This window comes from Amnibacterium soli (genome assembly GCF_039544415.1).
GTDB lineage: Bacteria > Actinomycetota > Actinomycetes > Actinomycetales > Microbacteriaceae > Amnibacterium > Amnibacterium soli.
The window spans coordinates 121895-144738 of record NZ_BAABLP010000009.1 but is presented as its reverse complement, the minus strand read 5'-3'; the positions used below and the strand labels follow the sequence as shown (position 1 = coordinate 144738).

Annotated in this window: 25 protein-coding genes and 2 tRNA genes; 10 read left to right on the top strand and 17 right to left on the bottom strand. The window is 73.7% G+C overall.

Annotation, left to right across the window (positions count from 1 at the left end; genetic code table 11):
- Window positions 1-65 precede the first annotated feature (65 nt).
- The 3 genes from ABEA53_RS16330 to ABEA53_RS16320 all read right to left on the bottom strand — a co-directional run bounded on the left by ABEA53_RS16330 (window position 66) and on the right by ABEA53_RS16320 (window position 3911).
- Entirely contained in the window at window positions 66-956 is an 891-nt protein-coding gene (locus tag ABEA53_RS16330) for a DNA-methyltransferase (RefSeq protein WP_345482375.1), read from the bottom strand.
- A 78-nt stretch (window positions 957-1034) separates the two neighbouring features.
- Window positions 1035-3131 (bottom strand): MDR family MFS transporter, encoded by a 2097-nt coding sequence (locus tag ABEA53_RS16325; protein WP_345482385.1) that lies wholly within the window; start codon window positions 3129-3131, stop codon window positions 1035-1037.
- 192 nt (window positions 3132-3323) lie between these two features.
- Entirely contained in the window at window positions 3324-3911 is a 588-nt protein-coding gene (locus tag ABEA53_RS16320) for an adenylate kinase (RefSeq protein WP_345482374.1), read from the bottom strand.
- A 309-nt stretch (window positions 3912-4220) separates the two neighbouring features.
- On the opposite strand from ABEA53_RS16320, the gene ABEA53_RS16315 reads away from it, so the two are divergent.
- The gene (locus ABEA53_RS16315; RefSeq protein ID WP_345482373.1) at window positions 4221-5297 is read left to right on the top strand and encodes an AI-2E family transporter; all 1077 of its coding nucleotides are present in this window, start codon (window positions 4221-4223) and stop codon (window positions 5295-5297) included.
- Window positions 5294-6319 (top strand): zinc-dependent alcohol dehydrogenase, encoded by a 1026-nt coding sequence (locus tag ABEA53_RS16310; protein ID WP_345482372.1) that lies wholly within the window; start codon window positions 5294-5296, stop codon window positions 6317-6319. The genes ABEA53_RS16315 and ABEA53_RS16310 overlap by 4 nt, the downstream gene beginning before the upstream one ends.
- Before the next feature lie 55 nt (window positions 6320-6374).
- Here ABEA53_RS16310 and ABEA53_RS16305 read toward each other — a convergent pair.
- The 6 genes from ABEA53_RS16305 to ABEA53_RS16280 form a co-directional block, all read right to left on the bottom strand.
- Window positions 6375-6447, bottom strand: a tRNA-Arg gene (locus tag ABEA53_RS16305).
- Between the two features lie 63 nt (window positions 6448-6510).
- Window positions 6511-7524: a PHP domain-containing protein gene (locus tag ABEA53_RS16300; RefSeq protein ID WP_345482371.1), complete on the bottom strand. Its 1014-nt coding sequence runs from the start codon at window positions 7522-7524 to the stop codon at window positions 6511-6513.
- A gap of 136 nt (window positions 7525-7660) precedes the next feature.
- Window positions 7661-7750, bottom strand: a tRNA-Ser gene (locus tag ABEA53_RS16295).
- 511 nt (window positions 7751-8261) lie between these two features.
- The gene (locus tag ABEA53_RS16290) at window positions 8262-9533 is read right to left on the bottom strand and encodes an MFS transporter (protein ID WP_345482370.1); all 1272 of its coding nucleotides are present in this window, start codon (window positions 9531-9533) and stop codon (window positions 8262-8264) included.
- 8 nt (window positions 9534-9541) lie between these two features.
- Window positions 9542-9988, bottom strand: a complete 447-nt coding sequence (locus ABEA53_RS16285) for a MarR family winged helix-turn-helix transcriptional regulator (RefSeq protein WP_345482369.1) — start codon at window positions 9986-9988, stop codon at window positions 9542-9544.
- Between the two features lie 50 nt (window positions 9989-10038).
- Window positions 10039-10260 carry a hypothetical protein gene (locus ABEA53_RS16280; protein ID WP_345482368.1) on the bottom strand — a complete coding sequence of 74 codons (222 nt, stop codon included), beginning with the start codon at window positions 10258-10260 and terminating at the stop codon, window positions 10039-10041.
- Between the two features lie 59 nt (window positions 10261-10319).
- On the opposite strand from ABEA53_RS16280, the gene ABEA53_RS16275 reads away from it, so the two are divergent.
- The 3 genes from ABEA53_RS16275 to ABEA53_RS16265 are packed head-to-tail and all read left to right on the top strand — an operon-like array spanning window position 10320 to window position 13010.
- On the top strand, window positions 10320-10754 hold the full coding sequence (locus ABEA53_RS16275; protein WP_345482367.1) for a nitroreductase family deazaflavin-dependent oxidoreductase: 435 nt from the start codon (window positions 10320-10322) through the stop codon (window positions 10752-10754).
- Window positions 10755-10797: 43 nt separating this feature from the next.
- Entirely contained in the window at window positions 10798-12021 is a 1224-nt protein-coding gene (locus ABEA53_RS16270) for a glycosyltransferase family 4 protein (protein ID WP_345482366.1), read from the top strand.
- A complete protein-coding gene (locus ABEA53_RS16265) occupies window positions 12021-13010 on the top strand; it encodes a glycosyltransferase family 9 protein (RefSeq protein WP_345482365.1) in 990 nt (329 codons plus the stop codon). Before ABEA53_RS16270 ends, ABEA53_RS16265 begins: the two co-directional genes overlap by 1 nt.
- Before the next feature lie 19 nt (window positions 13011-13029).
- On the opposite strand, the gene ABEA53_RS16260 is transcribed toward ABEA53_RS16265, so the two are convergent.
- The 4 genes from ABEA53_RS16260 to upp all read right to left on the bottom strand — a co-directional run bounded on the left by ABEA53_RS16260 (window position 13030) and on the right by upp (window position 18059).
- Window positions 13030-14253, bottom strand: coding sequence for an LCP family protein (locus ABEA53_RS16260; RefSeq protein WP_345482364.1), 1224 nt, complete (start codon window positions 14251-14253; stop codon window positions 13030-13032).
- Window positions 14254-14417: 164 nt separating this feature from the next.
- Window positions 14418-15842 (bottom strand): cryptochrome/photolyase family protein, encoded by a 1425-nt coding sequence (locus ABEA53_RS16255; RefSeq protein ID WP_345482363.1) that lies wholly within the window; start codon window positions 15840-15842, stop codon window positions 14418-14420.
- Window positions 15843-16351: 509 nt separating this feature from the next.
- Complete coding sequence (locus tag ABEA53_RS16250; RefSeq protein WP_345482362.1) at window positions 16352-17020, bottom strand: winged helix-turn-helix domain-containing protein; 669 nt, start codon at window positions 17018-17020, stop codon at window positions 16352-16354.
- 400 nt (window positions 17021-17420) lie between these two features.
- Window positions 17421-18059 carry a uracil phosphoribosyltransferase gene (gene upp / locus ABEA53_RS16245; RefSeq protein ID WP_345482361.1) on the bottom strand — a complete coding sequence of 213 codons (639 nt, stop codon included), beginning with the start codon at window positions 18057-18059 and terminating at the stop codon, window positions 17421-17423.
- 34 nt (window positions 18060-18093) lie between these two features.
- Between upp and ABEA53_RS16240 the strand changes: the two genes are divergently transcribed.
- A complete protein-coding gene (locus tag ABEA53_RS16240; RefSeq protein WP_345482360.1) occupies window positions 18094-18582 on the top strand; it encodes a nucleoside deaminase in 489 nt (162 codons plus the stop codon).
- On the opposite strand, the gene ABEA53_RS16235 is transcribed toward ABEA53_RS16240, so the two are convergent.
- Window positions 18563-18859, bottom strand: coding sequence for a hypothetical protein (locus ABEA53_RS16235; protein ID WP_345482359.1), 297 nt, complete (start codon window positions 18857-18859; stop codon window positions 18563-18565). The genes ABEA53_RS16240 and ABEA53_RS16235 overlap by 20 nt on opposite strands.
- A gap of 117 nt (window positions 18860-18976) precedes the next feature.
- On the opposite strand from ABEA53_RS16235, the gene ABEA53_RS16230 reads away from it, so the two are divergent.
- From ABEA53_RS16230 to ABEA53_RS16220, 3 genes are all read left to right on the top strand, one after another.
- Window positions 18977-19402 (top strand): ArsR/SmtB family transcription factor, encoded by a 426-nt coding sequence (locus ABEA53_RS16230; protein ID WP_345482358.1) that lies wholly within the window; start codon window positions 18977-18979, stop codon window positions 19400-19402.
- Between the two features lie 80 nt (window positions 19403-19482).
- Complete coding sequence (locus ABEA53_RS16225; protein WP_345482357.1) at window positions 19483-19683, top strand: helix-turn-helix domain-containing protein; 201 nt, start codon at window positions 19483-19485, stop codon at window positions 19681-19683.
- A 171-nt stretch (window positions 19684-19854) separates the two neighbouring features.
- Window positions 19855-19953: a 30S ribosomal protein bS22 gene (locus tag ABEA53_RS16220; RefSeq protein ID WP_003792170.1), complete on the top strand. Its 99-nt coding sequence runs from the start codon at window positions 19855-19857 to the stop codon at window positions 19951-19953.
- Between the two features lie 67 nt (window positions 19954-20020).
- Here ABEA53_RS16220 and ABEA53_RS16215 read toward each other — a convergent pair whose 3' ends face one another.
- Window positions 20021-20767: an HAD family hydrolase gene (locus ABEA53_RS16215; RefSeq protein WP_345482356.1), complete on the bottom strand. Its 747-nt coding sequence runs from the start codon at window positions 20765-20767 to the stop codon at window positions 20021-20023.
- A gap of 7 nt (window positions 20768-20774) precedes the next feature.
- Window positions 20775-21248 (bottom strand): GNAT family N-acetyltransferase, encoded by a 474-nt coding sequence (locus ABEA53_RS16210; RefSeq protein ID WP_345482355.1) that lies wholly within the window; start codon window positions 21246-21248, stop codon window positions 20775-20777.
- A gap of 39 nt (window positions 21249-21287) precedes the next feature.
- On the opposite strand from ABEA53_RS16210, the gene ABEA53_RS16205 reads away from it, so the two are divergent.
- Window positions 21288-21572 (top strand): glutaredoxin family protein, encoded by a 285-nt coding sequence (locus tag ABEA53_RS16205; protein ID WP_345482354.1) that lies wholly within the window; start codon window positions 21288-21290, stop codon window positions 21570-21572.
- On the opposite strand, the gene ABEA53_RS16200 is transcribed toward ABEA53_RS16205, so the two are convergent.
- A complete protein-coding gene (locus tag ABEA53_RS16200) occupies window positions 21569-22810 on the bottom strand; it encodes an AI-2E family transporter (RefSeq protein WP_345482353.1) in 1242 nt (413 codons plus the stop codon). The genes ABEA53_RS16205 and ABEA53_RS16200 overlap by 4 nt on opposite strands.
- Between the last annotated feature and the right edge of the window lie 34 nt (window positions 22811-22844).

Here is a 22844-nt window from a genome sequence, read left to right as displayed (position 1 = left end):
CGCGCACGCCGTGCCGGGGCCGACGCGCGCTGCCGGAACGGCCGGGCCGACGCCGCGGGCGCGGGCTAGTCGGCGACGACCCGCGTCACCAGCACGCCGTCACCGAGACGGCGGCGCATCACGTCGATCGCGTCCGGGTTCTCGTCGACCAGCACGAAGCGGCGCCCGAGGGCGCGGGCGGCCTCGCCGGTGGTGCCGCTGCCCGCGAAGGGGTCGAGCACCCAGTCGCCGGGCGCGCTGCTCGCAGCCACGATGCGCCGCAGCACGCCCAGCGGCTTCTGCGTGGCGTACCCCGCCTTCTCCCGGCCCGTGGGCGAGACGATCGTGTGCCACCAGACGTCGGTCGGCAGCTTGCCGAGCGCGGCCTTCTCCGCGGGCACGAGCCCCGGTGCCATGTAGGGCTCGCGGTCGACCTCGGCGGCGTCGAAGAGGTACCGCTCGGGGTCCTTCACGTACACGAGGATCGTGTCGTGCTTGGCCGGCCAGCGCCGGGTGGTGCGGGCGCCGTAGTCGTAGGCCCAGACGATCTCGTTCAGGAAGCACTCCCTGCCGAACAGCGCGTCGAGCAGCACCTTCGCGTAGTGCACCTCGCGCTGGTCGAGGTGCAGGTAGAGGGTGCCGTCCTCCGCGAGCAGCCGCCACGCCTCCTCCAGCCGCGGCTCGAGGAAGCCCCAGTAGTCGGTGAACGCGTCGTCGTAGCGGGTGACCGAGCTCTTCACGACCTCGTACGGGCGCCCGTGGAAGCCCATCCGGGTGCCGCCGATCGGGGCGTGCCGCGTGACTGTCGTGCTGCGGCGCTGCTCGCGCCCGGAGTTGAACGGCGGGTCGAGGTAGACGAGCCGGAACGCGCCGTCCGGCAGGCTCCGGAGGAAGGGCAGGTTGTCGCCGTGGGCGACGAGGTCGGGGCCGAACGGCGCCCAGGAGACGGAGGCGGCGTCGGGCACGTCCAGCGTCACGACCCCACGGTAGGCGGTGGCACCGACGACGAAGCGCCCGGCTCCAGGAGGAGCCGGGCGCTTCGCGAGGTCACCGGATCAGCGACGGCCTGCGGGGACGGAGCCGCTGTCGGCCGGCGCGACGGTGCCGACCTCGGCCGCGGCCGAGCCCTGCGCCACGTCGAGCTTCTGATCCGACGCCGCCCTGTCCGCCTGCTCCTGCAGGGCCGAGCGCTGACGCAGCGGCGGCACCTTGAAGAACAGCGAGATGACGAAGGCGATGAGCAGGACGATCAGGCCGACCCAGTAGATGTTGACCGCCGACACGTTGAACCCGTTCAGGAACGGCCGCGACAGCCGCGGGTCCGCGCCCTTCAGGAAGGACGTGTCGCTCGTCGAGCTGTTCGCGGACGAGGCGCTCGAGGACGAGCCCTTCTTGATCTGCGTGATGATCGACGGCACGACCTTGTCGACGACCGCGCGGCGCTGGGTCGCGTCGGCGTAGTCGACGGTCAGCTTGCCGTCCACCACGGTCGCGTCGGCCTTCGCCGCCGCCTGCTGCAGCGCGGTGGCCTCGGCCGTGCGCTTGGCGGCGGGCAGCGCGGCCGCCACCTGCTGGTCGATCACCGTCGGCGCTGCGGCGGCGGGCACGGCGCCCGCGGCCACCTGCTGGTCCACGGCGGCCGTGACCTGCTTCGTCACCGCGGTGGTGGCGGCGGCGTCGGCCGCCTTCTGCACCGTCGTCGTCGCGCTGTCGAGGCTGGTCTGCAGGTTCGACTTGATCGGGTCGACGATCGGGTTCCACAGCTGCTTCATGATCGCCCGGTTCTCGGGCGCCGTGGCCACGGCCGGGTTCAGGCCGGCGTCGAGCGCGGAGGTCAGCGTCGCCTTGTCCTGCGTCGCCGTCAGGATGTTGCCCGGCAGCGAGGAGAACAGCACCGACAGCAGGATCGCGGTGCCGAGCGTGCCGCCGATCTGGCGGAAGAACGTCGACGCGCTCGTCGCGACGCCCATGTCCCTCGGCTCGACCGAGTTCTGGCTGGCCATCGTCAGCGTCTGCATCAGCTGGCCGAGGCCCAGGCCGATCAGGAACATGCCGATCATGAGGTACCAGAGCGGCTTGTCGACCGTGATGGTCGTCATGAAGAGGAAGCCCGCGGAGGTGAACGCCGTGCCCGTGATCGGGAAGATCCGGTACTTGCCGGTGCGCGAGATGATCTGGCCGGAGCCGATGGAGGCGATCATCAGGCCGAGCACCATCGGCAGCGTGGCGAAGCCCGACTCCGTCGCGGACAGCCCGGTCACGACCTGCAGGTAGAGCGGCAGCGTGAGCAGCGCGCCGAACATGCCGAAGCCGACGAGCACGCCGAGGACGGTCGCGGTCGAGAAGACCCGCGAGCGGAACAGCTTGAGCGGGATGATCGCGTCGTCGCCCATCAGCGTCTCCGCGATGAGGAACCCGATCAGGCCGAGCGCGCCCACCACGTAGCAGGTGATGGAGCCCCAGGAGCTCCAGCCCCAGGTGCGGCCCTGCTCGGCGACGAGCAGCAGCGGCACCAGGGTCGCGACGACCGCGGTGGCGCCCCACCAGTCGATGCGCGGCGAGCGGTGCTCGCCGAACCGCGGCAGGTGCAGGAACGTCAGCACCATCACGAGCGCGATCGCGCCGATCGGCACGTTGATCAGGAAGACCCAGCGCCACCCGGTGATGAACAGGATCTGGCTGGCGCCCGAGAAGAGCCCGCCGACCAGCGGGCCGATCAGCGAGGAGACGCCGAAGACGGCCAGGAAGTAGCCCTGGTACTTCGCCCGCTGCCGCGGCGCGAGCATGTCGCCCATGATCGCGAGGGGGAGTGACATCAGACCGCCGGCGCCGATGCCCTGGATGGCCCGGAAGCCCGCGAGCATCAGCATGGAGGTGGAGAAGGACGCCGCGAGCGAACCGATCACGAAGATGCTGATCGCGAAGACGTAGAGCGGCCGCCGGCCGAAGATGTCGCTGAGCTTGCCGTAGATCGGCGTCGCGATCGTCGAGGTGATGAGGTACGCGGTGGTGACCCACGCCTGCTGGTCGAGGCCGTGCAGGTCGTCGCCGATGGTGCGGATCGCGGTGCCGACGACGGTCTGGTCGAGCGCCGACAGGAACATGCCGGCCATGAGGCCGTAGATCACCAGCAGGATCTGCCGGTGCGACATCACCGCGCCCGTTCCGGCGCTCTGATGCGTGTCAGTGGAGGTCAAGAAGGTCCTTCAGGAGGTGGACGCGCACCGACGGCTGCGACGACGGGCGCCACAGCCCGACATCGATGCTTGCAGTGAGTGCAAGATTACACCTCGTGCAACGCTGCGCGAGAAGGCTTCCTGAGAAATCCGCGCGCGTCCCTCCGCTCAGGACGAGGGCGTGCGCTCCCGCAGGCCGATGACCGCCAGCAGGCGCTCGTGCACCTCGTCCGGCGTGCCCGTGCCGTCGACGCGCAGCACGAGGTCGGCCGCGTCGTAGAGCGCCACCAGCGGCGCCGTCTCGCGGTGGTACAGGGCGAGGCGGTGGCGGATGACCTCGGGGGTGTCGTCGGATCGGCCCTGGTCGGCGGCGCGCTTGAGCAGCCGCTCCTCCAGCACCTCGTCGGGCGCGGCGAGCAGCACGACCGCGTCGAGGGAGGTGCCGGCCAGCGCGAGCAGGCGGTCCAGCTCGGCCACCTGGTCGGCCGTGCGCGGGTAGCCGTCCAGCAGGAAGCCGCGGGCGACGTCCGGCTCCGCCAGCCGCTCGGCCAGCATGGTGTTCGTGACGGAGTCGGGCACGTAGTCGCCGGACGCGATCAGCGCGCTGAGGCGGTTGCCCAGCTCGGTCTTGTCGCGGACGTGGGCCCGGAAGAGGTCGCCGGTCGAGATGGCCGGCACGCCGAGGGCTGCGGCGAGCCGCCCGCCCTGGGTGCCCTTGCCGACGCCGGGGGGACCGAAGAGGACGACTCGCTCCATGTCTCTGCTCCTTCGATGAGACGCGTGGGGACTGACGGAGGTCAACGCTCGGTGGGGCGGGAACTTCCCTCCAGCCGACGATCCGGGTGCACCGCGCTCGGTCGTGTGTACCAGACGATGCCGGTGCGACCAACAGACCGCCCTCCGGAGGAGGGGCCGCGGCGCCCTGTCGACGGGCGTCGACGGGGCGCCGCCGGCGCGATCCTCCCGAGGCGCCGAATGCCCCTTCCCGCGCCCGCCCGCTCGCATCGGGCCGGACCCGCCGCCTCCGCCGTCGATAGCCTTCGACGTCCACACGAGGAGGTCGGGATGGCTGCAGGCATGCGGGACGAGCCCCCGCGCGGCAGGACGCCGGTGCTGCCGCGGGCCACGATCGTGCTGCTCGGCGCAGCCGGGGTCGCGGTCACGGCGGCCGGTCTGCGCGCGGTCTCGGGGATCGTCGGACCGCTGCTGCTCGCACTCGTGCTCGTCATCACGGTCTCGCCGCTCGAGCGGGCGCTGCGCCGCCGGGTGCCCGCTTGGCTCTCGCTGACGGTGATGCTGGTCGTCGTCTACGGCGTGCTGCTCGTCTTCGCGGTGGCGCTCACGGTCTCCGCCGCGCGCCTCGCGGGCCTGCTGGTCGGCTACGGTCCCGAGTTCCAGCGCCTCGCGGCCGACGGCGCCGACTGGCTCACGGGCCTCGGCGTCACCCAGGACCAGATCGACTCCGTCACCGGGCAGCTCGACCTCGCCCGCCTCGCGGGGCTGGCGCGCAGCGTGCTGGACGGCGCAGGAGGCGCGCTGTCCGCGCTCGTCCTGCTCCTCTCCGTCCTGTTCTTCCTCGTCCTGGACGCCGCGGCCTTCCCGCGACTGCTGCGGGCGGCCGAGCCGCAGCGGCCCCACCTCGTGGAGGCGCTGCGCGACTTCGCGGAGAACACCCGGCGCTGGCTGCTCGTCTCCGCGGGGTTCGGGGTCGTGCTGGCCGTGCTCGACGCGGTCGTGCTGCTCGTGGTGGGCGTGCCCCTGCCCTGGCTGTGGGCGCTGCTCGCGTTCCTCGCGAACTTCATCCCGAGCATCGGCTTCGTCGTCGCGCTCGTGCCACCCGCGCTGCTGGCCCTGCTCACGGGCGGCCCCGTGCAGGCGCTCTGGGTCGTCGTGCTGTTCGCCCTCATCAGCACCGTCGTGCAGACCTTCATCGCGCCGCGGGTGGTCGGCGGCGCCGTCGGGCTCTCGGGCACGCTCACGTTCCTGTCCGTCCTGCTCTGGGGCGTGGTGCTGGGGCCGCTCGGCGCGCTGCTCGCCGTGCCGCTGAGCCTGCTGGCGAAGGCGCTGCTCGTCGACGCCGACCCGGGGCTGCACTGGCTGCGCCCCGTGCTGAGCGGCACGCCGCAGGAGGAGGACGAGTGAAGGCGTTCGTCATCACCGGGCCGCACCGGGCCGGGGTGGAGGAGGTGGCGCCTCCCGTCCCCGCCGCCGGGGAGGTCGTCGTCGACGTGCACCGCGCCGGCGTCTGCGGCACGGACGTCGAGTTCTTCACCGGCGAGATGCAGTACCTGCACGACGGGAACGCGACCTTCCCCGTCCGGATCGGGCACGAGTGGGCGGGCGCCGTGGCCTCGGTCGGCGAGGGCGTCGACCGCTCCTGGCTCGGGCGGCGGGTCACCGGCGACACGATGCTCGGGTGCGGCGTCTGCGACCGCTGCCGCGACGGGCGGCAGCACGTCTGCGCGCACCGCACGGAGCTCGGCATCCGCGGTGGCCGCCCCGGTGCGCTCGCGGAGCAGGTGGCGTTCCCGGCGCGCCTCCTCCACACCCTGCCCGACGAGGTCGACGACGTGCTCGGTGCGCTCGTGGAGCCCGGCGGCAACGCGCTCCGCGCGGTCCGCGGCGCCGCCCTGCGGCCCGGGGACGCGGTGCTGGTGCTCGGTCCGGGCACGATCGGGGTGCTCGTGGCGATGTTCGCGCGCGCGGCCGGCGCCCGGGTGCACCTGATGGGCCGGGACGACCGGCCCGCCGCGTTCGCCCGCACGCTCGGCTTCGAAGGCGTGTGGACGGAGGAGCAGCTGCCCGACCTGCCGTGGGACGCCGTGATCGACGCCTCGAACGCCGCGACCCTGCCGGCGAAGGCGGTCGAGCTCGTGGAGCCGGGCAAGCGCGTGGTGCTCATCGGCCTGGCGGGCAGCCCGAGCCTCGTCGACACCCGCCTGCTCGCGCTCAAGGACGTGACGGCGGTCGGCGTCCTCAGCGCCTCCGGCGGACTCGAGGGCGCGATCGCGGCATACGCCTCCGGCGAGGTGGATCCGCGGCCGCTCCTCGCGGCCACCATCGGCCTCGAGGGGCTCGCGGCCGTGCTCGACGGGGACCGACCGGACGACGCCGGACCCGGTCCGAAGGTCCAGGTCGACCTGCGGCGCGGATCGCAGGGCTGAGACGGGAGGAGCCCCGGGCCGAAGGATTCCTTCGACCCGGGGCTCCCCGTGTCCGCGCGCCCGGAGGGACTCGAACCCCCAACCTTCTGATCCGTAGTCAGATGCTCTATCCGTTGAGCTACGGGCGCATGCCGCAGAAGCGACCGGTCGATGTTAGCAGGGCTCGGAGGCGCCTCGATCCGCCTCGGCCCTCAGCGGCGCCGGTGCGACCACTCGAGCAGGTCGTCGACGGGCCATGTCGTGACGATCCGCTCGACCGGGACGCCCGCCGCGGCGGCCCGCTCGGCGCCGAGGCCGAGGAAGTCGAGGTGACCCGGCGCGTGCGCGTCCGTGTCGATGCTGAACAGGCAGCCGGCGGCGATCGCCTCCGCCAGCAGGTCCTCGGGCGGGTCCTGGCGCTCGGGCCGCGAGTTGATCTCGATCGCGACGCCCGCCTCCGCCGCTGCGGCGAACACCCGCGCCGAGTCGAAGTCCGACTGCGGCCGGGTGCCGCGGCGGCCCTCGACGAGCCGACCGGTGATGTGGCCGATGACGGAGGTGTGCGGGTCGGCGATCGCCCCGAGCAGTCGGGCGGTGATCTCGGACCGGTCCGCGCGGAGGCGGGAGTGCAGGCTGGCGACGACGACGTCGAGCCGGTCGAGCAGCGCGGGCTCCTGGTCGAGCGTGCCGTCCTCGAGCACGTCGACCTCGATGCCGGGCAGCAGCCGCAGGCCGGGCTCGTCGATGCCCGCCACGACGTCGAGCTGCTCCGCGAGGCGCTCCGGCGTCAGCCCGTTCGCGACCTTCAGGTTGGGCGAGTGGTCCGTCAGCGCGATGTACTCGCGCCCGAGCAGCCGGGCGGCCTCGACCATCGCCTCGATGGGGGTGGTGCCGTCCGACCACTCGCTGTGCGTGTGCAGGTCGCCGCGCAGCGCCCCGAGCAGCGCGCGACCCTCGGCGGAGGACGGCGTGTCCGCCTCGTCGCGGAGGCGCTGCAGGTAGTCGGGCACGGCGCCCGCCAGCGCCTGCGTGACGACCTCGAGGCTGCGCCCGCCGATGCCCTTCGTGCGGGCGAGGCGCCCGTCCGCGGCCCGCGCCCGGAGGTCGTCCGCGGCGACGTCGGCGATGGCGGCTGCCGCTCTGCGGAAGGCCTGGATGCGGAAGGGCTCGGCGCGATCCCGCTCGAGACGGAACGCGATCTCGGCCAGCGCGTCGTGCGGACTCATCCGTCGAGTGTGGCGCGCGCCTCCTGGAGAGGCGGCGGTCGACGTCGTCGACGCCCCGCGCCGGATCGAGGACCAGCGGCACGAGCGGACTGATGATCCACGGAAGCACGCGGATCGGACCTCGGAGGAGGAACTGCGGAGACGGTGGGATTTGAACCCACGGAGCCCTGAACGGGCTCTCCACCTTAGCAGGGTGGTGCACTCGACCGGACTATGCGACGTCTCCCGGCGCCAGCAGCATAGCCGGAGAACGCGGCTCCGGGCCGCCGCCCAACGGGGTACGCGCACGGCGCAAACGGGGGACGCCGCGTTGCAGGGGTTTCCAGGGCACCGTTACATTGAGCGCGCCGGCCACACCCGCTCCCCCCGGGCCGGCGAGCACGCCTCGCTCGTGCACCTCGACTCCGGACGTCGTCCCCGCGCCGTCCGGCTCCGAAGTCTCATCATCCGACCGTTCGGGCCGTCGCTGGTGAGACGAGGAGGGCCGCCGGACTGCAAATGGGTATGCAGCGCCGGCGGTCCTCCGCCTTGCTCATGGCCTTCGATCCGCGGGCGGATCGAAGGCGGTACTGCTTCGCAGGGCCCTGCACGGGACCTGCGCTACGCAGCCGTTGGTGGGGCAGGTCGAGCGGGGAGCGCTTCCCACCCGCTCGCATCGCGGTCGATGCGGCGAGGCGCGGTTCGCATGCGTACCGCGCGACGCCACGGGTACCGCGTGACGCGGGTGGGACTCCGGGTCAGTCGGTGTCGCCGACGGCCAGGCCGCCCGCGACCGGGTCGCGGTCCTCGACGCGGTCGAGCTCCGACCGCTCCGGGTGCACGACCTCGCCGCGGTCCGCCGCGGCGAGCGACTTCCGGACCGTGCTCAGGACCACAGCGGCGACGGCGACCGTGACCGCCGCGATCAGGAACGGCAGGTGCGCCTGCGGGTCCCACGCCTCGACGATCAGGCCTGCGACGAACGGGGCGAGACCGCCGCCGATGAAGCGCACGAAGCCGTAGGTGGCGGAGGCGACGGGGCGCTCGACCGGCGCGATGCTCATGACCGCGGTGGTGACGAGGGTGTTGTTGATGCCGATGAACGCGCCCGCGACGATCACGCCGGCGATCACCGCGGCCGGCGTCGTCGAGAAGATGCCGATCAGTGCGAGGTCGACCGCCATCAGGGCGAAGTTCACGTACAGGGTCTTCGCGGTGCCGAAGCGGCGCTGGAGGCGCGGCGCGATCGCGACCGAGAAGACGGCGACCAGCACGCCCCAGGCGGCGAAGACCCCGCCGAGCTGGATCGGGTTCTCGATGCCCATGAGGAACGGGGAGTAGCCGAGCAGCGTGAAGAAGCTCCAGTTGTAGAGCAGCCCGACGACGCTCGTGGTGGCCAGCGCGCGGTGCTTCAGCGCGGCGAGCGGCTCCGAGAGGCGCTGCTTGCGCGCGGGCGCGGGCGTCTTCGGCAGCAGGAACAGGGTGGCCAGCAGCGCGATCGCCATCAGGACGCTCACGCCGAAGAACGGGCCGCGCCAGCTGATGCTGCCGAGCACGCCGCCGACCACGGGGCCGAGCGCGATGCCGACGCCGAGCGCGGCCTCGTAGAGGATGATCGCGCCCGCGAACCCGCCCGAGGCGGACGCCACGATCGTGGCCAGGCTCGTCGCGATGAAGAGCGCGTTGCCGAGGCCCCAACCGGCGCGGAAGCCGACGATGCCGCCGATGGAGTCGGACATCCCCGCGAGGGCGGCGAACACCACGATGATGACGAGGCCGCAGATCAGGGTGCGCTTGGCGCCGAGGCGGCTGGAGACCCAACCGGTCACGAGCATCGCGATCGCGGTGATCACGAGGTAGCTCGTGAACAGCAGCTCGACCTGGGTCGGCGTCGCGTGGAGCTGCCCGGCGAGGCTCTTGAGGATCGGGTCGACCAGGCCGATGCCCATGAAGGACACGACGCACGCGAATGCGACGGCCCAGACGGCTCGGGGTTGGCGGAACGGGGAGGTGGTCGGTGCGTCGTGCACGGCGTCCTTCAGGGGTTCGGCCGCGCGACCGGCGCGGCGGGCAGGTGACGGAGCGCGGGCAGCGCGGCGCGCAGCGCGGCCTGGTCGGCCGCGTCGAGCAGCGCGAGCCGGTCCGCGATGCGCCGGGAGCGCTCGTCGCGGTGCTGCCGCAGGCGCTGCCGCCCGGCGTCCGTGATCGACACCAGGCTCGCGCGCCCGTCCGACGGGTCGGCGGCGCGGCCCACCCAGCCCTGGTCGGCGAGTCGGTTCACCAGCGCGGTCGCGGCGGGCTGCGTCACGCCCTCGAGGGTCGCCAGGTCGGTCACGCGCAGCGCACCGCCGGCGTCGAGGCGGTCGAGCAGGCTCAGTCCGGTCGCCGACACCTCGGAGGTCGACCGCGATCGGCGCAGCCAGGCGGTGATCTCCTCGAAGGCGCGACCGAGGTCGGCCAGGTCGGCTGAGGGGGCGTCCGTCACCCCAGAAGCATAGCGCGCTTATATAAGCGCGCTATGCAACCGGGTGTCCGTCAGGCGGCCGGCTCGGGGTGCGCGGAGAACTCGCTCCACGCGCGGGCGTACACGGACTGCTGCGCGGGCAGCGCGGTCTCGAAGTAGCCGTCGTAGATCGCCTTGCCGCCGGACTCCGGGAAGTCCGTGAGGGAGGCGACCTCCTTGGCGAACTCGGCGACCTCGTCGCCGCGGTCGCGCTGCTGGGCGAGCCATTCGGGGAAGGTGAGCGTCGTAGCCATGCCGTCAGTGTCGTGGACCCGGTTTGCGCGCGGGCTGTGCGGTGCCGATGATCGGGGGCATGCCGTTGACGGGTGAGTACGCGCCGAGCACGTCCCAGTGGGCCCGCGAGCAGGCGGAGCGCTACGAGGCGACCGGCGGCGCGGAGGCGAACACGCTGCGCGGCGTGCCGATCATCGTGCTCACCTCGGTGGGCGCGAGGAGCGGGAAGCTGCGCAAGACCGCGCTGATGCGCGTCGAGCACGAGGGCCGCTACGCCGTGGTCGCGTCGAAGGGCGGGGCACCGGAGCACCCCGTCTGGTACTTCAACCTCGTCGGGCACCCGCACGTCGAGCTGCAGGACGGCGCCGACCGCCGCGACTACGACGCGCGCGTGCTCGAGGGCGCGGAGCGCGCCGAGTGGTGGGAGCGGGCGGTCGCGGTGTGGCCCGACTACGCGGGCTACCAGACGAAGACGGACCGGGAGATCCCCGTGTTCGTGCTCGAGCCGCGCTGACCCTCCCCGCCGACGTCGAGCGAGCCCGCATTACCGTGCGGGCATGCGACGCGGGCCGACGGTGAGCGCGAGCCGCGGCCCCGCCTCCGAGCGCCCGCGCCGCGTGCTGCTCGTGGTCGGCCGGCTCGATCCCGAGCGCGACGGCGTCGGCGACTACGTCGTGCGGCTCGCGGCGGCGCTGCGAGCGCGCGGCGCGGCGACGGCGATCCTGCACGTCGGTGCGCCCGCCGAGGTGCTCGGCGCCCGCTCCGTCGGCGCCTCCTGGGGGCCCGTCGCGCTCCTCCGCGCCGCGCGCGCGGCCCGTGCGGCGGACGTCGTGCACGTGCAGTTCGCGCCGTCGATGTACCGCTACCGGATCGGGATCGGCCTGCTGCCGCTGGTACTGCGCCGCCCCCTCGTGACGACGCTGCACGAGTACGGCTGGTGGCGCTTCGAGCGGCTGCTGCCCGAAGCGCTGTGGGGACGTCTCGAGGCGCGGCGGCTCGCGGATCGGGAGAGCGCGCTGCTCGTGCCGCGCAGCCGGCGCGTGATCGCGACGAACGCCGCGCACGCCGGCACGGTGCGCCGTCGCGTGCCGGACCTCGTCGTGGACGTCGTGCCCATCGGTGCGAACGTGACCGTGGCGCCGGGTGTCGACCGGGAGCGCGCCCGCCGGGACGTCCGCGCCGAGCTCGGGATCGGTGCCGACGCCCTGCTGCTCGCCTTCTTCGGCTTCGTCCATCCGGTGAAGGGCGTCCGGTACCTCGCGGAGGCGGTCGCGGCGCTGGCGGCGGAGGGGCGCGACGTGCACGCGGTCGTCGTGGGCGGGTTCGAGTCGCTGGCGCTGCCCGGCCGCGAGGCCGAGGACTTCGAGCGGGACCTCCGTGCCGACGTGACGGCGGCGGGCGCGACGGCCCGGCTGCACATCACCGGCTTCCGTGGTCCGCAGGAGGTCTCTCGGCTGCTCGCCGCGGCCGACGTCGGCGTGCTGCCCTTCACGCACGGCGTGACGGCGAAGAGCGGCTCGCTGCTCACCCTGCTCGCGCACCGGCTGCCGACGGTGGTCACGGCGGGCGACGAGCCGGAGCCCGAGCTCGTCGACGGCCGCCGCGTCGCGATCGTGCCCGAGGTGCGGAGCGGTCCCGCGCTCGCCGACGGGCTGCGCCGGGTGCTCGACGACGCAGGGCTCGCGCGGCGGCTGGCGGACGAGGGCGCGCAGTGGGCCGCGACGCGCGACTGGGGCGCGATCGCCGACCGGCACCTCGCCGTCTACGGGGACGCCCGCTGATGCGCGTCGTCGTCGTGGACACGATGGGCGGTCTCGGCGACCTCCTGCTCGCCCTCCCGATCGTGGAGGCGGTGTGCCGCACGCATCCGGAGGTGGAGGTCACGGTCGTCACGACGGCGCCCTGGCACGTGCTGCTCGAGCGCGATCGCCGGATCCACGAGGTCGTGCCGGTGCCCGGTCGCGACGGCGACGCGGTGATGGCCGCCGCGCGGCCCGTGCTCGAGCGGCTGCGCCCGGAGCTCGCGATCACCACGAACCGGCAGCACGGCCTGCCCGAGCTGCTCGAGCGCACGGCCGGCCGCGCCGTCACGAACCTGTGGCGGAACCCGCCGGCCGACGAGCGCGTCGACCTGCGCATGCTGCGGCTGCTCGCCGAGGACGGCGTCATCGATCCCGCGCTCGCCGGGCTGCCTCCCCGCATCGTGCTGGGGGAGGACGAGCGGGACGAGGGCCGCCGCGTCCTCGCCCCGCTCGCGCCGTCGCGCCCGGCGCTGCTGTTCCCCGACTCCGGCATGGCCGTGAAGCACTGGCCGCTCGCGGCGTGGGCGGAGACGGTGCGGGACCTGCTCGCGCGGGGCTGGTCCCCGGTCGTCGTCTCCCAGGTCGAGGAGCAGTGCGCGGTGCTGGGCGCTGCCGGCGCCGCGGTGGCGCCGCCGCTGCCCCTCCGCGCCCTCGCGGGGCTCGCCGCCGCGGCGGCGGAGCAGGGCGGTCGCGCGGTCGGCGGGGACACGGGGCCGGTCCGGCTCGCCTCGGCGACCGGCCTGCCCGTGGTCGGGCTGTTCGGGCCGACGGTCGCCGGCCGGTACGGCTACCGCGGGGCGGGCGCGGTCAACCTGCAGGGCTTCCCGGAGTGCCCGGTCCGCACGCCCACCGCCATCACGGACCAGGAGTGCTGGTGGACCGCCCGCTGCCCGTTCACCCCGGACCACGCGCCCCGCTGCATGGCGGACATCGCACCGGCCGCGGTCCTCGCCGCGCTCGGCGCCTGAGCACCGGGCGCGGCGACGGTCACCTGGCGGCGATCGAGCAGGTGCGCTGCGCCGCGGTCTGCCCGCGCAGCCCCGAGATCACGTCGGAATCCTCTGCGGACGCCGACTTCGAGGGCGACGGCGACTTCGTCGAGGCGGTCTCGCCGTCGCTGCCGCTCGAGGACTTCTTGTCCTTCGCGAGCTTGGTGCTGAGGCCGAGCGCGTCCTTGCCGAGCCCGACCGCCTTGTCCTGCTGCACGCGCTGCATGAGCGTCGACGCGAGCTCGGCGGACGGCACGACCTTGTTCGGGTTCAGCGGGTCCTCGGCGGTGGGGTACTGCACGAACACCATGCGGTCGAGGTCGATCGACTTCAGCGCGAGGGCCATCTGCACGATGGTGTCGACGCTCGCGAGCGACTCCGACAGCTTCACGTTGTCCGCGGTCGCGTTGGCCAGGCCGTAGAGCTTCGTCGGGTTCGAGAAGGTGCTCGCCGAGGTCATGGTGCGCAGCAGCGACGACATGTAGGCCTGCTGCGAGGCGATGCGCGACAGGTCGCTGCCGTCGCCGACGCCGTGGCGGCTGCGGAGGTAGGCGAGGGCGGTGCGGCCCTTGACGACCGAGACGCCCTTCTTCAGCTTGAGGCCCGAGTCCGGGTCGTCGATGGCCTTCGTGACGCAGACCGGGACGCCGCCGACCGCGTCCGCCATCTTGACGGTGCCCTCGAAGGAGAACAGCGCCGCGTAGGGGATGTTCAACCCGGTGAGCGACTCGACGGTGCCGACGACGCAGCTGAGGCCGCCGCGGGCGTAGGCCGTGTTCAGCGGCTGCGCGGACATCGCGGGGAAGACCTGCCCGGTCTTCGTGTCCGTGCACTGCGGGTGCGGGATGACCAGGTCGCGGGGGAGGCTGACGACGGTGCCGCGCTTATGGTCCGCGGAGACGTGGACCAGGATGTTGACGTCGTTCAGCGTGCCGTCCCGGGCCGCGCCCCACGACTTCTGGCCGGGCGCGTTGTCCGCGCCGACGAGCAGCACGTTGAACGCGCCGTTCAGCGCCTCGATGTTCGGCACCGGCTCGGTGCCGAGGGAGATCGCGCCGCCGCGGACCTTCTCGCTGAGGTGCCACGCGCCGTAGGCGGCGACCGACACGGAGCTGACGGCGAGGACCGTGAGCATCACGAGCACGGTCCGGCCGAGACCGCCCCAGATCGTCCGGGGGCGTCCGACGGCGTGCCGGGCGGCTGCTCGGGTGTCGTCGTGCAACAGGGCGTCCCCTCTCCGGGAGCGGTGGTCCGTGCCCGGTGCGGAATCGCGACCGGATCGGGGGAACCCTAGGCACCCGTTCGCGTGCCACCGAGGAGGCGCACCGGCGAGCCACCGCGCTCGCAGACTCGCTGCACGCTAGCGCGCAGGCGCCTGCACGCCCTTCAGCCCCGCATGCGCTGGTAGGCGTCGAGCGCCTCCTGGCGCGACGCCTTCAGGTCGACGATCGGCGCCGGATAGGCGGGCGCGTCCGCGTCCAGCGTGCTGGGAACGGTCCAGGGCTCGTGGCGCCCCTTCGCGTCGAGGTGGCGCAGCTCGGGCACCCAGGTCGCGATGTACTCGCCCTTCGGGTCGAACTTCTGCCCCTGCAGCACCGGGTTGAAGACGCGGAAGAAGGGCGCGGCGTCGGCGCCGGAACCGGCGACCCACTGCCACTGCGCGGCGTTGTTCGCGGGGTCGGCGTCGACGAGCGTGTCCCAGAACCACCGCTCGCCCACCCGCCAGTCGTACCGGAGGTTCTTGATGAGGAAGGAGGCGGTCACCATGCGCACGCGGTTGTGCATCCAGCCCGTGTGCCACAGCTGCCGCATGCCCGCGTCGACGAGCGGGACGCCCGTGCGGCCCTGCTGCCAGGCCGCGAGCACCTCGTCGTCCACGTCCGCCCAGGGGAAGGCGTCGAAGCCGCGGTGCACGTTCACCGTGTCGAGGTCCGGGTGGGCGTCGAGCAGGTCGTAGTCGAACTCGCGCCAGCCCAGCTCCGTCAGGAACTTCGTGCGCACCTCCGCCGGCACGTCCGCCTGCTGCACGCGGTGCCACAGCTGGTAGGGGCTGATCTCGCCGAACTTCAGGGAGGGGGAGAGCCGGGAGGTCACCTCGGCGGCCGGCAGGTCGCGGCCGTCGGCGTAGTGCGCGAGCCGGTGGGCGAGGAACTCCTCGAGCCGGTGGTGGGCGCCCTTCTCGCCGGGCGTCCACGTCTCCCCGAGGCCGGCCGACCAGTCGGGCTCCGTCGGCAGCAGCCCGAGGTCCGCGAGCTCCTCCGTCTCGATCGGCCCCGGCCAGCCGCGCAGCGCGGCGGGCGCCGGCAGCGGCTCCCGCGGGGCGCCCTTCGCCGTCAGCGCGCGGAAGAAGGGGGAGAAGACGGAGAAGCGCTCGCCGTCGCCGTTCAGCACCTCGCCCGGCTCGTGCAGCAGAGCGGCGGTGTGCAGCGACACCTCGGCCCCGGCCTGCTCCGCAGCGCGCACCGCGCGGTCGTCCTGCTCGCGCTCGCCGCGGTTGTAGCGCCGGCTCATGGTCAGCAGCCCCGCCCCGGACCGGCGGACGACGTCCGCCACCTCCTCCGCCGCGTCCCCGTGCCGCAGCAGCAGGCTCGCGCCCCGCTTGACGAGGGAGGCGTGGAGGGCGGCGAGGCTGTGGTGCAGCCACCAGCGGCTCGCGCCGCCGAGGGGGCGCCCGGTGTCGCCGGAGTCGTCGAGGACGTAGACGGCGATCACAGGGCGGCCGCTGTCCGCGGCCTCGCGCAGCGCCGGGTTGTCCGACACCCGCAGGTCGTCGCGGAACCAGACGACGGCGGGGGCGTCCTGCTCAGCCATGCGGGGACGCTATCGACGGTCGCTGCGAGGGCTGCTCAGGACGAGGGGGCGCCGCGCTCGCGGCGTCCCGGCGAGTGCTGCGGAGCATGTCCGGGGACGGGAAAGGGCCGGTCGCAGAGGCGGCGACCGGCCCTCATCCCTTGCACCAAGAGTGTCCTGCAATCACACACGCCGTCCGCCACAGCAAACGTTCGACGCGGGAAGAACGTATAACGGTGAGGTAACGGTCCGCTACGGGGGACGGCGTGTCGAAACCTGCAGTTCGCTGAGAGAACCGCGAGATGCGGTCCGAGCATCGTCGGGGTCGCGGCGCCGAGCGATCCCGACGGCGCTCCGCTCTCCCGGTCGCGGACCCGGACGGCGGTTCAGCCCGCCGGTGGCGAGTCGAGCCGCCCTCGGCGAGCGGGCGCAGCCGCGCCGCAGCAGCGGCGGCCGACTCCTTCGCGAGTCGAGCCGCCCTCGGCGAGCGAGCGCAGACGCGCCGCAGCAGCGGCGGCGCGGCGATGAACTCAGAAGCGGTCGGGGCTGGGGCCCTCGCCGTAGCGGATGACGACGTCGGCGTGCCGGTCGAAGCGGTAGCCGCCGCCGCGCACGGTGCGCACGACCTCGCCGTAGTCGCCGAGCTTGGCGCGCAGGCGGCGCACGTGCACGTCGATCGTGCGCTCGTTCGGCACCTCGTGGTCGGCGTCGGACCAGAGGGCCTCGATGATCTCGGCGCGGGTGACGGTGCGCCCCTCGCGGAGCACGAGGAACTGCAGCAGCTCGAACTCGCGGTAGGTGAGGGCGGCGGTCTCGCCGTCGATCCGCAGCTTCTTGCGGCCGAGGTCGAGCGTGAGGCCGGTGCGTCGGCGGGGCGCGGCGGTCGGCTGCGCGGCGGCCGGCGTGCGGTCGGCGAGGGCGCGGCGGACGATGTCGACGTCGCGGCCGCCGAGGCCGGCGGGCGCGAGGGCGACGGCGGCATAGGTCTCGGCCGTCGGCACGAGGTCGCCGGCCAGGGTGCGCAGCGCCTCGACGAGGGCCGGCAGGTCGATGCCCGCGGCGCGGGCCTTCTCCTCGTCGACGCCGACGTACAGGGCGAAGCCGCGGACCTCGCTGCCGTCGGGGACGACGCGGAGGGGCGGGCGGTCGGCGGTGCGGTCGGCGGTGGTGGGGAGCGTGGAGACGGTCGCGAGCGACATGGAGGGGTCCTTGGGATGTGCGGCCCCGGGATGCGACACGGGGCGAGGAGCGTGAACTGCGGGAGGAGCGCGCAGTGAGGCGCGCGGGGCCCGGAGCCCTGGTGAGGGCGCTTCGGGCGGACGTCTACCGGAGGTTCAGCGACACATTCGGCGGCTGGAGGCGCCGCACAGCATCATCGACTGCGGAGCCTGACGGGCCGGAACGGCGGTCGTGCAGCGCGAAGCGGATGACATGGCAGGCATTGTGTCCGGCTCCGCTGGACGTGTCAACCGGACTCGTCCGCGGTCAGCGCGTCGCCGAGCCGCAGCTCCTCGCCGGCACGCCGCTGGGGACCCGGCTCCGCACGGCGCGTCGCCCGCGTCCTGCGGATGCGCGGAGGAGGTGCGGATCCGCGGGACGTCAGTCGGCGACGGTGCCGTAGAGGCGGTCGCCGGCGTCGCCGAGGCCCGGGACGATGTACCCCTTCTCGTCGAGCCGCTCGTCGAGCGCGCCGAGCACGATCGTGACGTCGCGGCCCTCCGTCGCCCGCTCGACGGCGGCCAGCCCCTCGGGAGCGGCGATGAGGCAGATGGCGGTCACGTCGCGCGCGCCGCGGTCGAAGAGGTACTCGATCGCGGCGAGCAGGCTGCCGCCGGTCGCGAGCATGGGATCGAGCACGAAGCACTGCCGCTCGGCGAGGTCGGCGGGCAGGCGCTCCGCGTAGACGGTCGGCTCGAGGGTCTCCTCGTTCCGGACCATCCCGAGGAAGCCGACCTCGGCGGTCGGCACGAGCTTGACCATGCCCTCGAGCATCCCGAGCCCGGCGCGCAGGATCGGCACGACGAGCGGCAGCGGCGTCGCGAGCGCGAGGCCCTCGGTCGACTCGACCGGCGTCTCGACCTGCACGGTCGTCGTGCGCACGGTGCGGGTCGCCTCGTAGGCGAGCAGCGTCACCAGCTCCTCCGCCAGCGCGCGGAAGGTGGGGGAGGGGGTGGTGCGATCCCGCAGCACGGTCAGCTTGTGCGTGACGAGAGGATGGTCGGCCACGTGCACGCGCATGCGGCAAGGGTATCCAGGGGAGAGGGGCGGCGGGATGGACGCGGATCGCGCAGCGATGGGGGAGGCCCTCGCGGAGGCCGCCCTCGCGCCCGTCGCAGGCGACGTGCCGGTGGGTGCGGTGGTGCTCGACCCCGAGGGCCGCGTGGTCGGGCGCGGTCACAACCTGCGGGAGGCGGAGGGGGACCCGCTCGCGCACGCCGAGGTCGTGGCCCTGCGCGACGCCGCTGCGGCGCTCGGGGGCTGGCGGCTGGAGGGCTGCACCCTCGTCGTCACGCTCGAGCCCTGCACGATGTGCGCGGGCGCGGTGCTGTCCTCGCGGATCGGCCGGCTCGTCTTCGGCGCCTGGGACGAGAAGGCCGGCGCGGTCGGCTCGGTGCTCGACGTGATCCGCGACCGGCGGCCGGCGACGGGGGTCGAGGTCGTCGCAGGCGTGCGCGCGGAGGAGAGCGTCGCGCTGCTGCGTGACTTCTTCGCGGACCGGCGGCCGTCGCGGCCCCCGGAGGTCACTCCATCGCGCGGATGACGATCGCCTCGGTCGGCGTGGCCTGATCCGCGGCGACGGACGGCTCGACGTGCACGGCGGTGCCCTGCGGCACGAGTCGCGCGACGGTCAGCTGCACGTGGGCGATGACGGTGACGACGTCGGTGACCGGCAGCAGGGGCGGCAGGCCGACCCGCACGACCACCACGGCCCGCTCGGTCCCGTCCTCGTGCGCCAGCCGCACCAGCGGCACGCTGCGCACGTTCACGACCCGGCCGACCGCGTCCGCGATCCGCTGCTGCGCCTCCGACCCGCCCATGGTCCGCACCTCCCGAGTGGGGGACGAGTGTAGGCGTCCGACGTCCGCGTCGCCGGGGTCCGTCGCATGCGCCGAGAGGCATGGTGCTGCGCGTCGGGAGCGCATACGCTCGAACCCGTGGCGGACCTCTTCGACGTCATCGCCGATCCCACCAGGCGCGAGCTGCTGCGCGCGCTGCTCGCCCGGACCGAGGCGCCCGACGGCGCCGGCGAGGCGAGCGTCGGTCAGCTGGTCGCCGAGCTCGGCCTGAGCCAGCCGACCGTGTCGAAGCACCTGAAGACGCTGCGCGAGTTCCACGTCGTCAGCGTGCGCGAGCAGGGCCAGCACCGGTACTACCGGCTGGAGCCCACGAGCCTCGAGCCGGTCGCGGAGTGGCTCGGCGCGTTCCTGAAGCCCGCCGTCGTCGCGGACGAGCCCCTCTCCGACGACGCCGCGCAGGTGTCCCGGCTCGCACCCGACCATCCGCTGACGCCGCGAGCCCGCGGCGCCGCCGTGCGCCTCGGCTCGACGGCTGCCTCGATCGTCACCCGCCTGCGCCGCTGATCGGGTCTGGACCCGCGAACGGGGGGCACGTATCGTGGGTCCCCGCGGTCGTGCGCCGGCTGCGGGACAGGAGGACCGTCGTGCCCGGTCTCGCCGATGCCCGCTTCCTCACGGTGGCCGAGGTCGCCGACGTCATGCGGGTCTCCCGCATGACGGTCTACCGGCTGGTGCACTCCGGCGACCTGCCGGCGATCCGGTTCGGCCGGTCGTTCCGGGTGCCGGAGTCGGCCGTGCAGGGGGCGATGTCGAACCGCGTCGCCGACGTCTCCCGCTCGGCCTGAGCGGGACCGTCGAAGCCCGCCGCCGCGTCGTTCTAGACTGTCGGGGCTCTTCCGCGCCTCTCGAGGGCGCGGTTCCGGCTCCGCGGGGCGTTCGTCACCGCGGGGCGCCGCAGATCGGCCCGCGTCAGCGGGGGCCGGACACCGGCGGCATCATCACGTCAAGGAGAACTCATGGGTTCGGTCATCAAGAAGCGCCGCAAGCGGATGGCGAAGAAGAAGCACCGCAAGCTGCTGCGCAAGACGCGTCACCAGCGCCGCAACAAGAAGTGACCCGGTGCGGCGCACTGCGCCGCACCACCCGGTCGTCCATGTCGCCCGCTGATCCGGTGGGGCGCCGCTAGGCGGACCGGGAGGCCGCCCGGACGCGCCTGCGCTCCGCGCGGATGCTCGCGGGTTCGAGGGTGAGCACGCGCCATCCCTCGGATCGCGCGTGCCGCTCGAGCGCCGCGTCCGGGTTCACCGCGACGGGCGTGCCGACGGCGGAGAGCAGCGGCAGGTCGTTGCTCGAGTCGCTGTACGCGTAGCAGTCGGTCGCGTCGAAGCCGCGGTCGCGCATCAGCGCCGCCGCGGCGCGCGCCTTCTCCGGCCCGTGCATCGTGCCGGACGTGAAGCGTCCGGTGAAGACCCCGTCGACGATCTCGAGGCCGCTCCCGATGCCCGCGGTGGCGCCGAGCGACCGCGCGAGCTCCTGCGCCAGGAAGTCCGGCGTCGCCGAGATCAGGTAGACCTCGTGGCCGGCGTCGAGATGGGCCTGCAGCAGGGCGCGCGTCTCCGGCCAGATCCGCGGCTGCATCGTGCCGACGACCGTCTCGGCGACGGCGTGCAGCCGCTCCGCGGGGTGCCCGGCGAGCAGCTGCATCCCGCGGTCGCGCACCTCGTCGAGCGTCGACAGCCGCTCGCCGTGGCGGCGGAACGACATCGCCTTCAGCCCGAACCGGACCAGGTCCCGCAGCGACACGATGCCGAGCGATCGGGCCGCGCGGGCGAGGAACAGCAGGCTCGCGCCGTTCACCAGCGTCTTGTCGATGTCGAAGAACGCGGCCACCGGCAGCGGTCTGCTGAGCATCGCGGCGTCGTCGGTCATCGCCGGATCAGTCTACGGGCCGCCCTCCCGGGCTCCGCGGACGCGGCTTCTCGAGGTGGACGACGGCGGCGTCCTCGCCCGTCCGCCGGTAGCCGGCGCGCTCGTACAGCGCGAGGTTCCGCGTGCTGCGCAGGCCCGTGAACAGCGCGAAGCGGTCGACCCCCTCCGGGGCCGCCGCCTCGGCGTGCGCCAGCAGACGACGGCCGAGGCCATCGCCCTGGCGGTCGGGCGCGACCATGAGCCGGCCGATGCGCCAGACACCGCCGTCCGCCGTCGCGCGGACGCCGCCGATCAGTCGCGGGCCGTCGCGCAGCAGCCAGGCGGAGCGCACCCACCCCCGCACGCCGTCGAGGTCCTCGTGCAGCGGCGGGATGTCGAGCGCGTCGTTCGCGATCGCCTCCGCGACCCAGCAGCACCGCTGCAGCACGAGCACCTCGGGGGCGTCGTCGAGGGTGCCGGGCATCGTCGTCGGGTCGGGCACGGGCCGAGCGTACGCGTCGGCCTCGATAGCCTCGGGGGCGTGCTGACCCCCTCCCTCACCTTCATCGGCAAGCCGGCGTGCCACCTCTGCGAGGAGGCCCGCACGGTCGTCGCCGAGGTCGTGGACGGCCTGGCCGCGGACGGCGTCGCCGTCACCGTGGAGGACCGCTCGATCCTCGACGAGCCCGACCTCGACGTGCGCTGGCACGACGACATCCCGGTCGTGCTCATCGGCACGGCGCTGCACGACCGCTGGCACGTCGACGCCGCGCGCCTGCGGGCCGACCTCCTGGCCGCGGCGGACGTCGAGCGCCCCGCCGGCTAGGCGGGTTCCGCCTCCCGCCGCTCGGACCGCTTCCGCCCCGAGCCGCCCTCGTCGAAGTCCTGGCCGCGCCAGGCCTTGGCTGCGCTCCACAGCACGCTGGCCGTGGGGGTTGACAGGATCGCGCCGACGATGCCGCCGAGCAGCGAGCCGGCGGTCAGGGCCAGCAGGATCACCAGCGGGTGCAGCGACAGCGTCCTGCCCATGATGATCGGCTGCAGCACGTTGCCCTCGACCTGCTGCGTGACGATGACCGCGATGGCGACCGCGATCGCCGGGCCCACGCCGCCGAGCGCCAGGGCGACCAGCACCGCGACGATGCCGGACAGGACCGCGCCGACCACCGGGATGAAGGCGGTCACGAAGACCAGCACGGCGATCGCCGGCCAGAGCGAGATGCCCGCGACCAGCGAGGTGCCCGCGATGAAGACCGCGTCGATCGCAGCGACGAAGGCCGTGCCGCGGACGTAGCCGCCGAGCACCCGGATGCTGTTGCGCCCGATCCGCTCGGCGCGCGCCCGGCGCTCGCCCTCGAACGGCCGGATCAGGAAGTTCCAGATCATCGGGCCGTCCTTCAGGAAGAAGAACAGCACGAAGATCAGCAGGATCAGCCCGGTCAGCAGGTTGCCGACGGCGGAGAGCCCGGACAGCGCCGTGCTGCCGAACGCGCCGCTGGTCAGGTAGCCGGTCGCCGCCTGCTCGGCCTTCTGGATCTGCTTCGTGTCGATCGGCAGGGAGCCGTTCGAGAGGAAGGTCTGCACCTGCGCGAAGCCCTTGCTCGCGCTGCTGACGAGGGTGTCGAGCTGCGAGGCGATCGCCACGCCCACGATCGCGAGCAGGCCCACCAGCAGGCCGACGCCGAGCAGCAGGGAGACGAGGGCGGCGATGGGCGCGGGCACCCGCCGGCGCTTCAGCGCTCCGGTCAGCGGGGCGAACGCCGCCGCGAGGATCAGCGCGATGATGACGGGCAGCACGACGAGCTTGAGCGTGATCCCGGCGAAGACGACGCCCGCCGCGAGCACGACGACGATGATGATCTGCAGGCTGCGCAGCGCGACGCGTCCGAACGTGTCCGCCCAGATCGGCGCGAGTCCTCGCGTCTGCGGCCCGTGGTCCAGCGGGCGCGACCGGTCCTCCTGCGCCTGGGCGTCTCGAGACGGGTCGGCTGCGCCCTCCGAGTCGGCGGGGTCGACCCGCTCCCGCCCGTCGTCGCGGGGCTCGGGCACGGAGGTGGCGCTCATGCGCGCCATCATCCTGGACGCAGCCTGGGCGGGC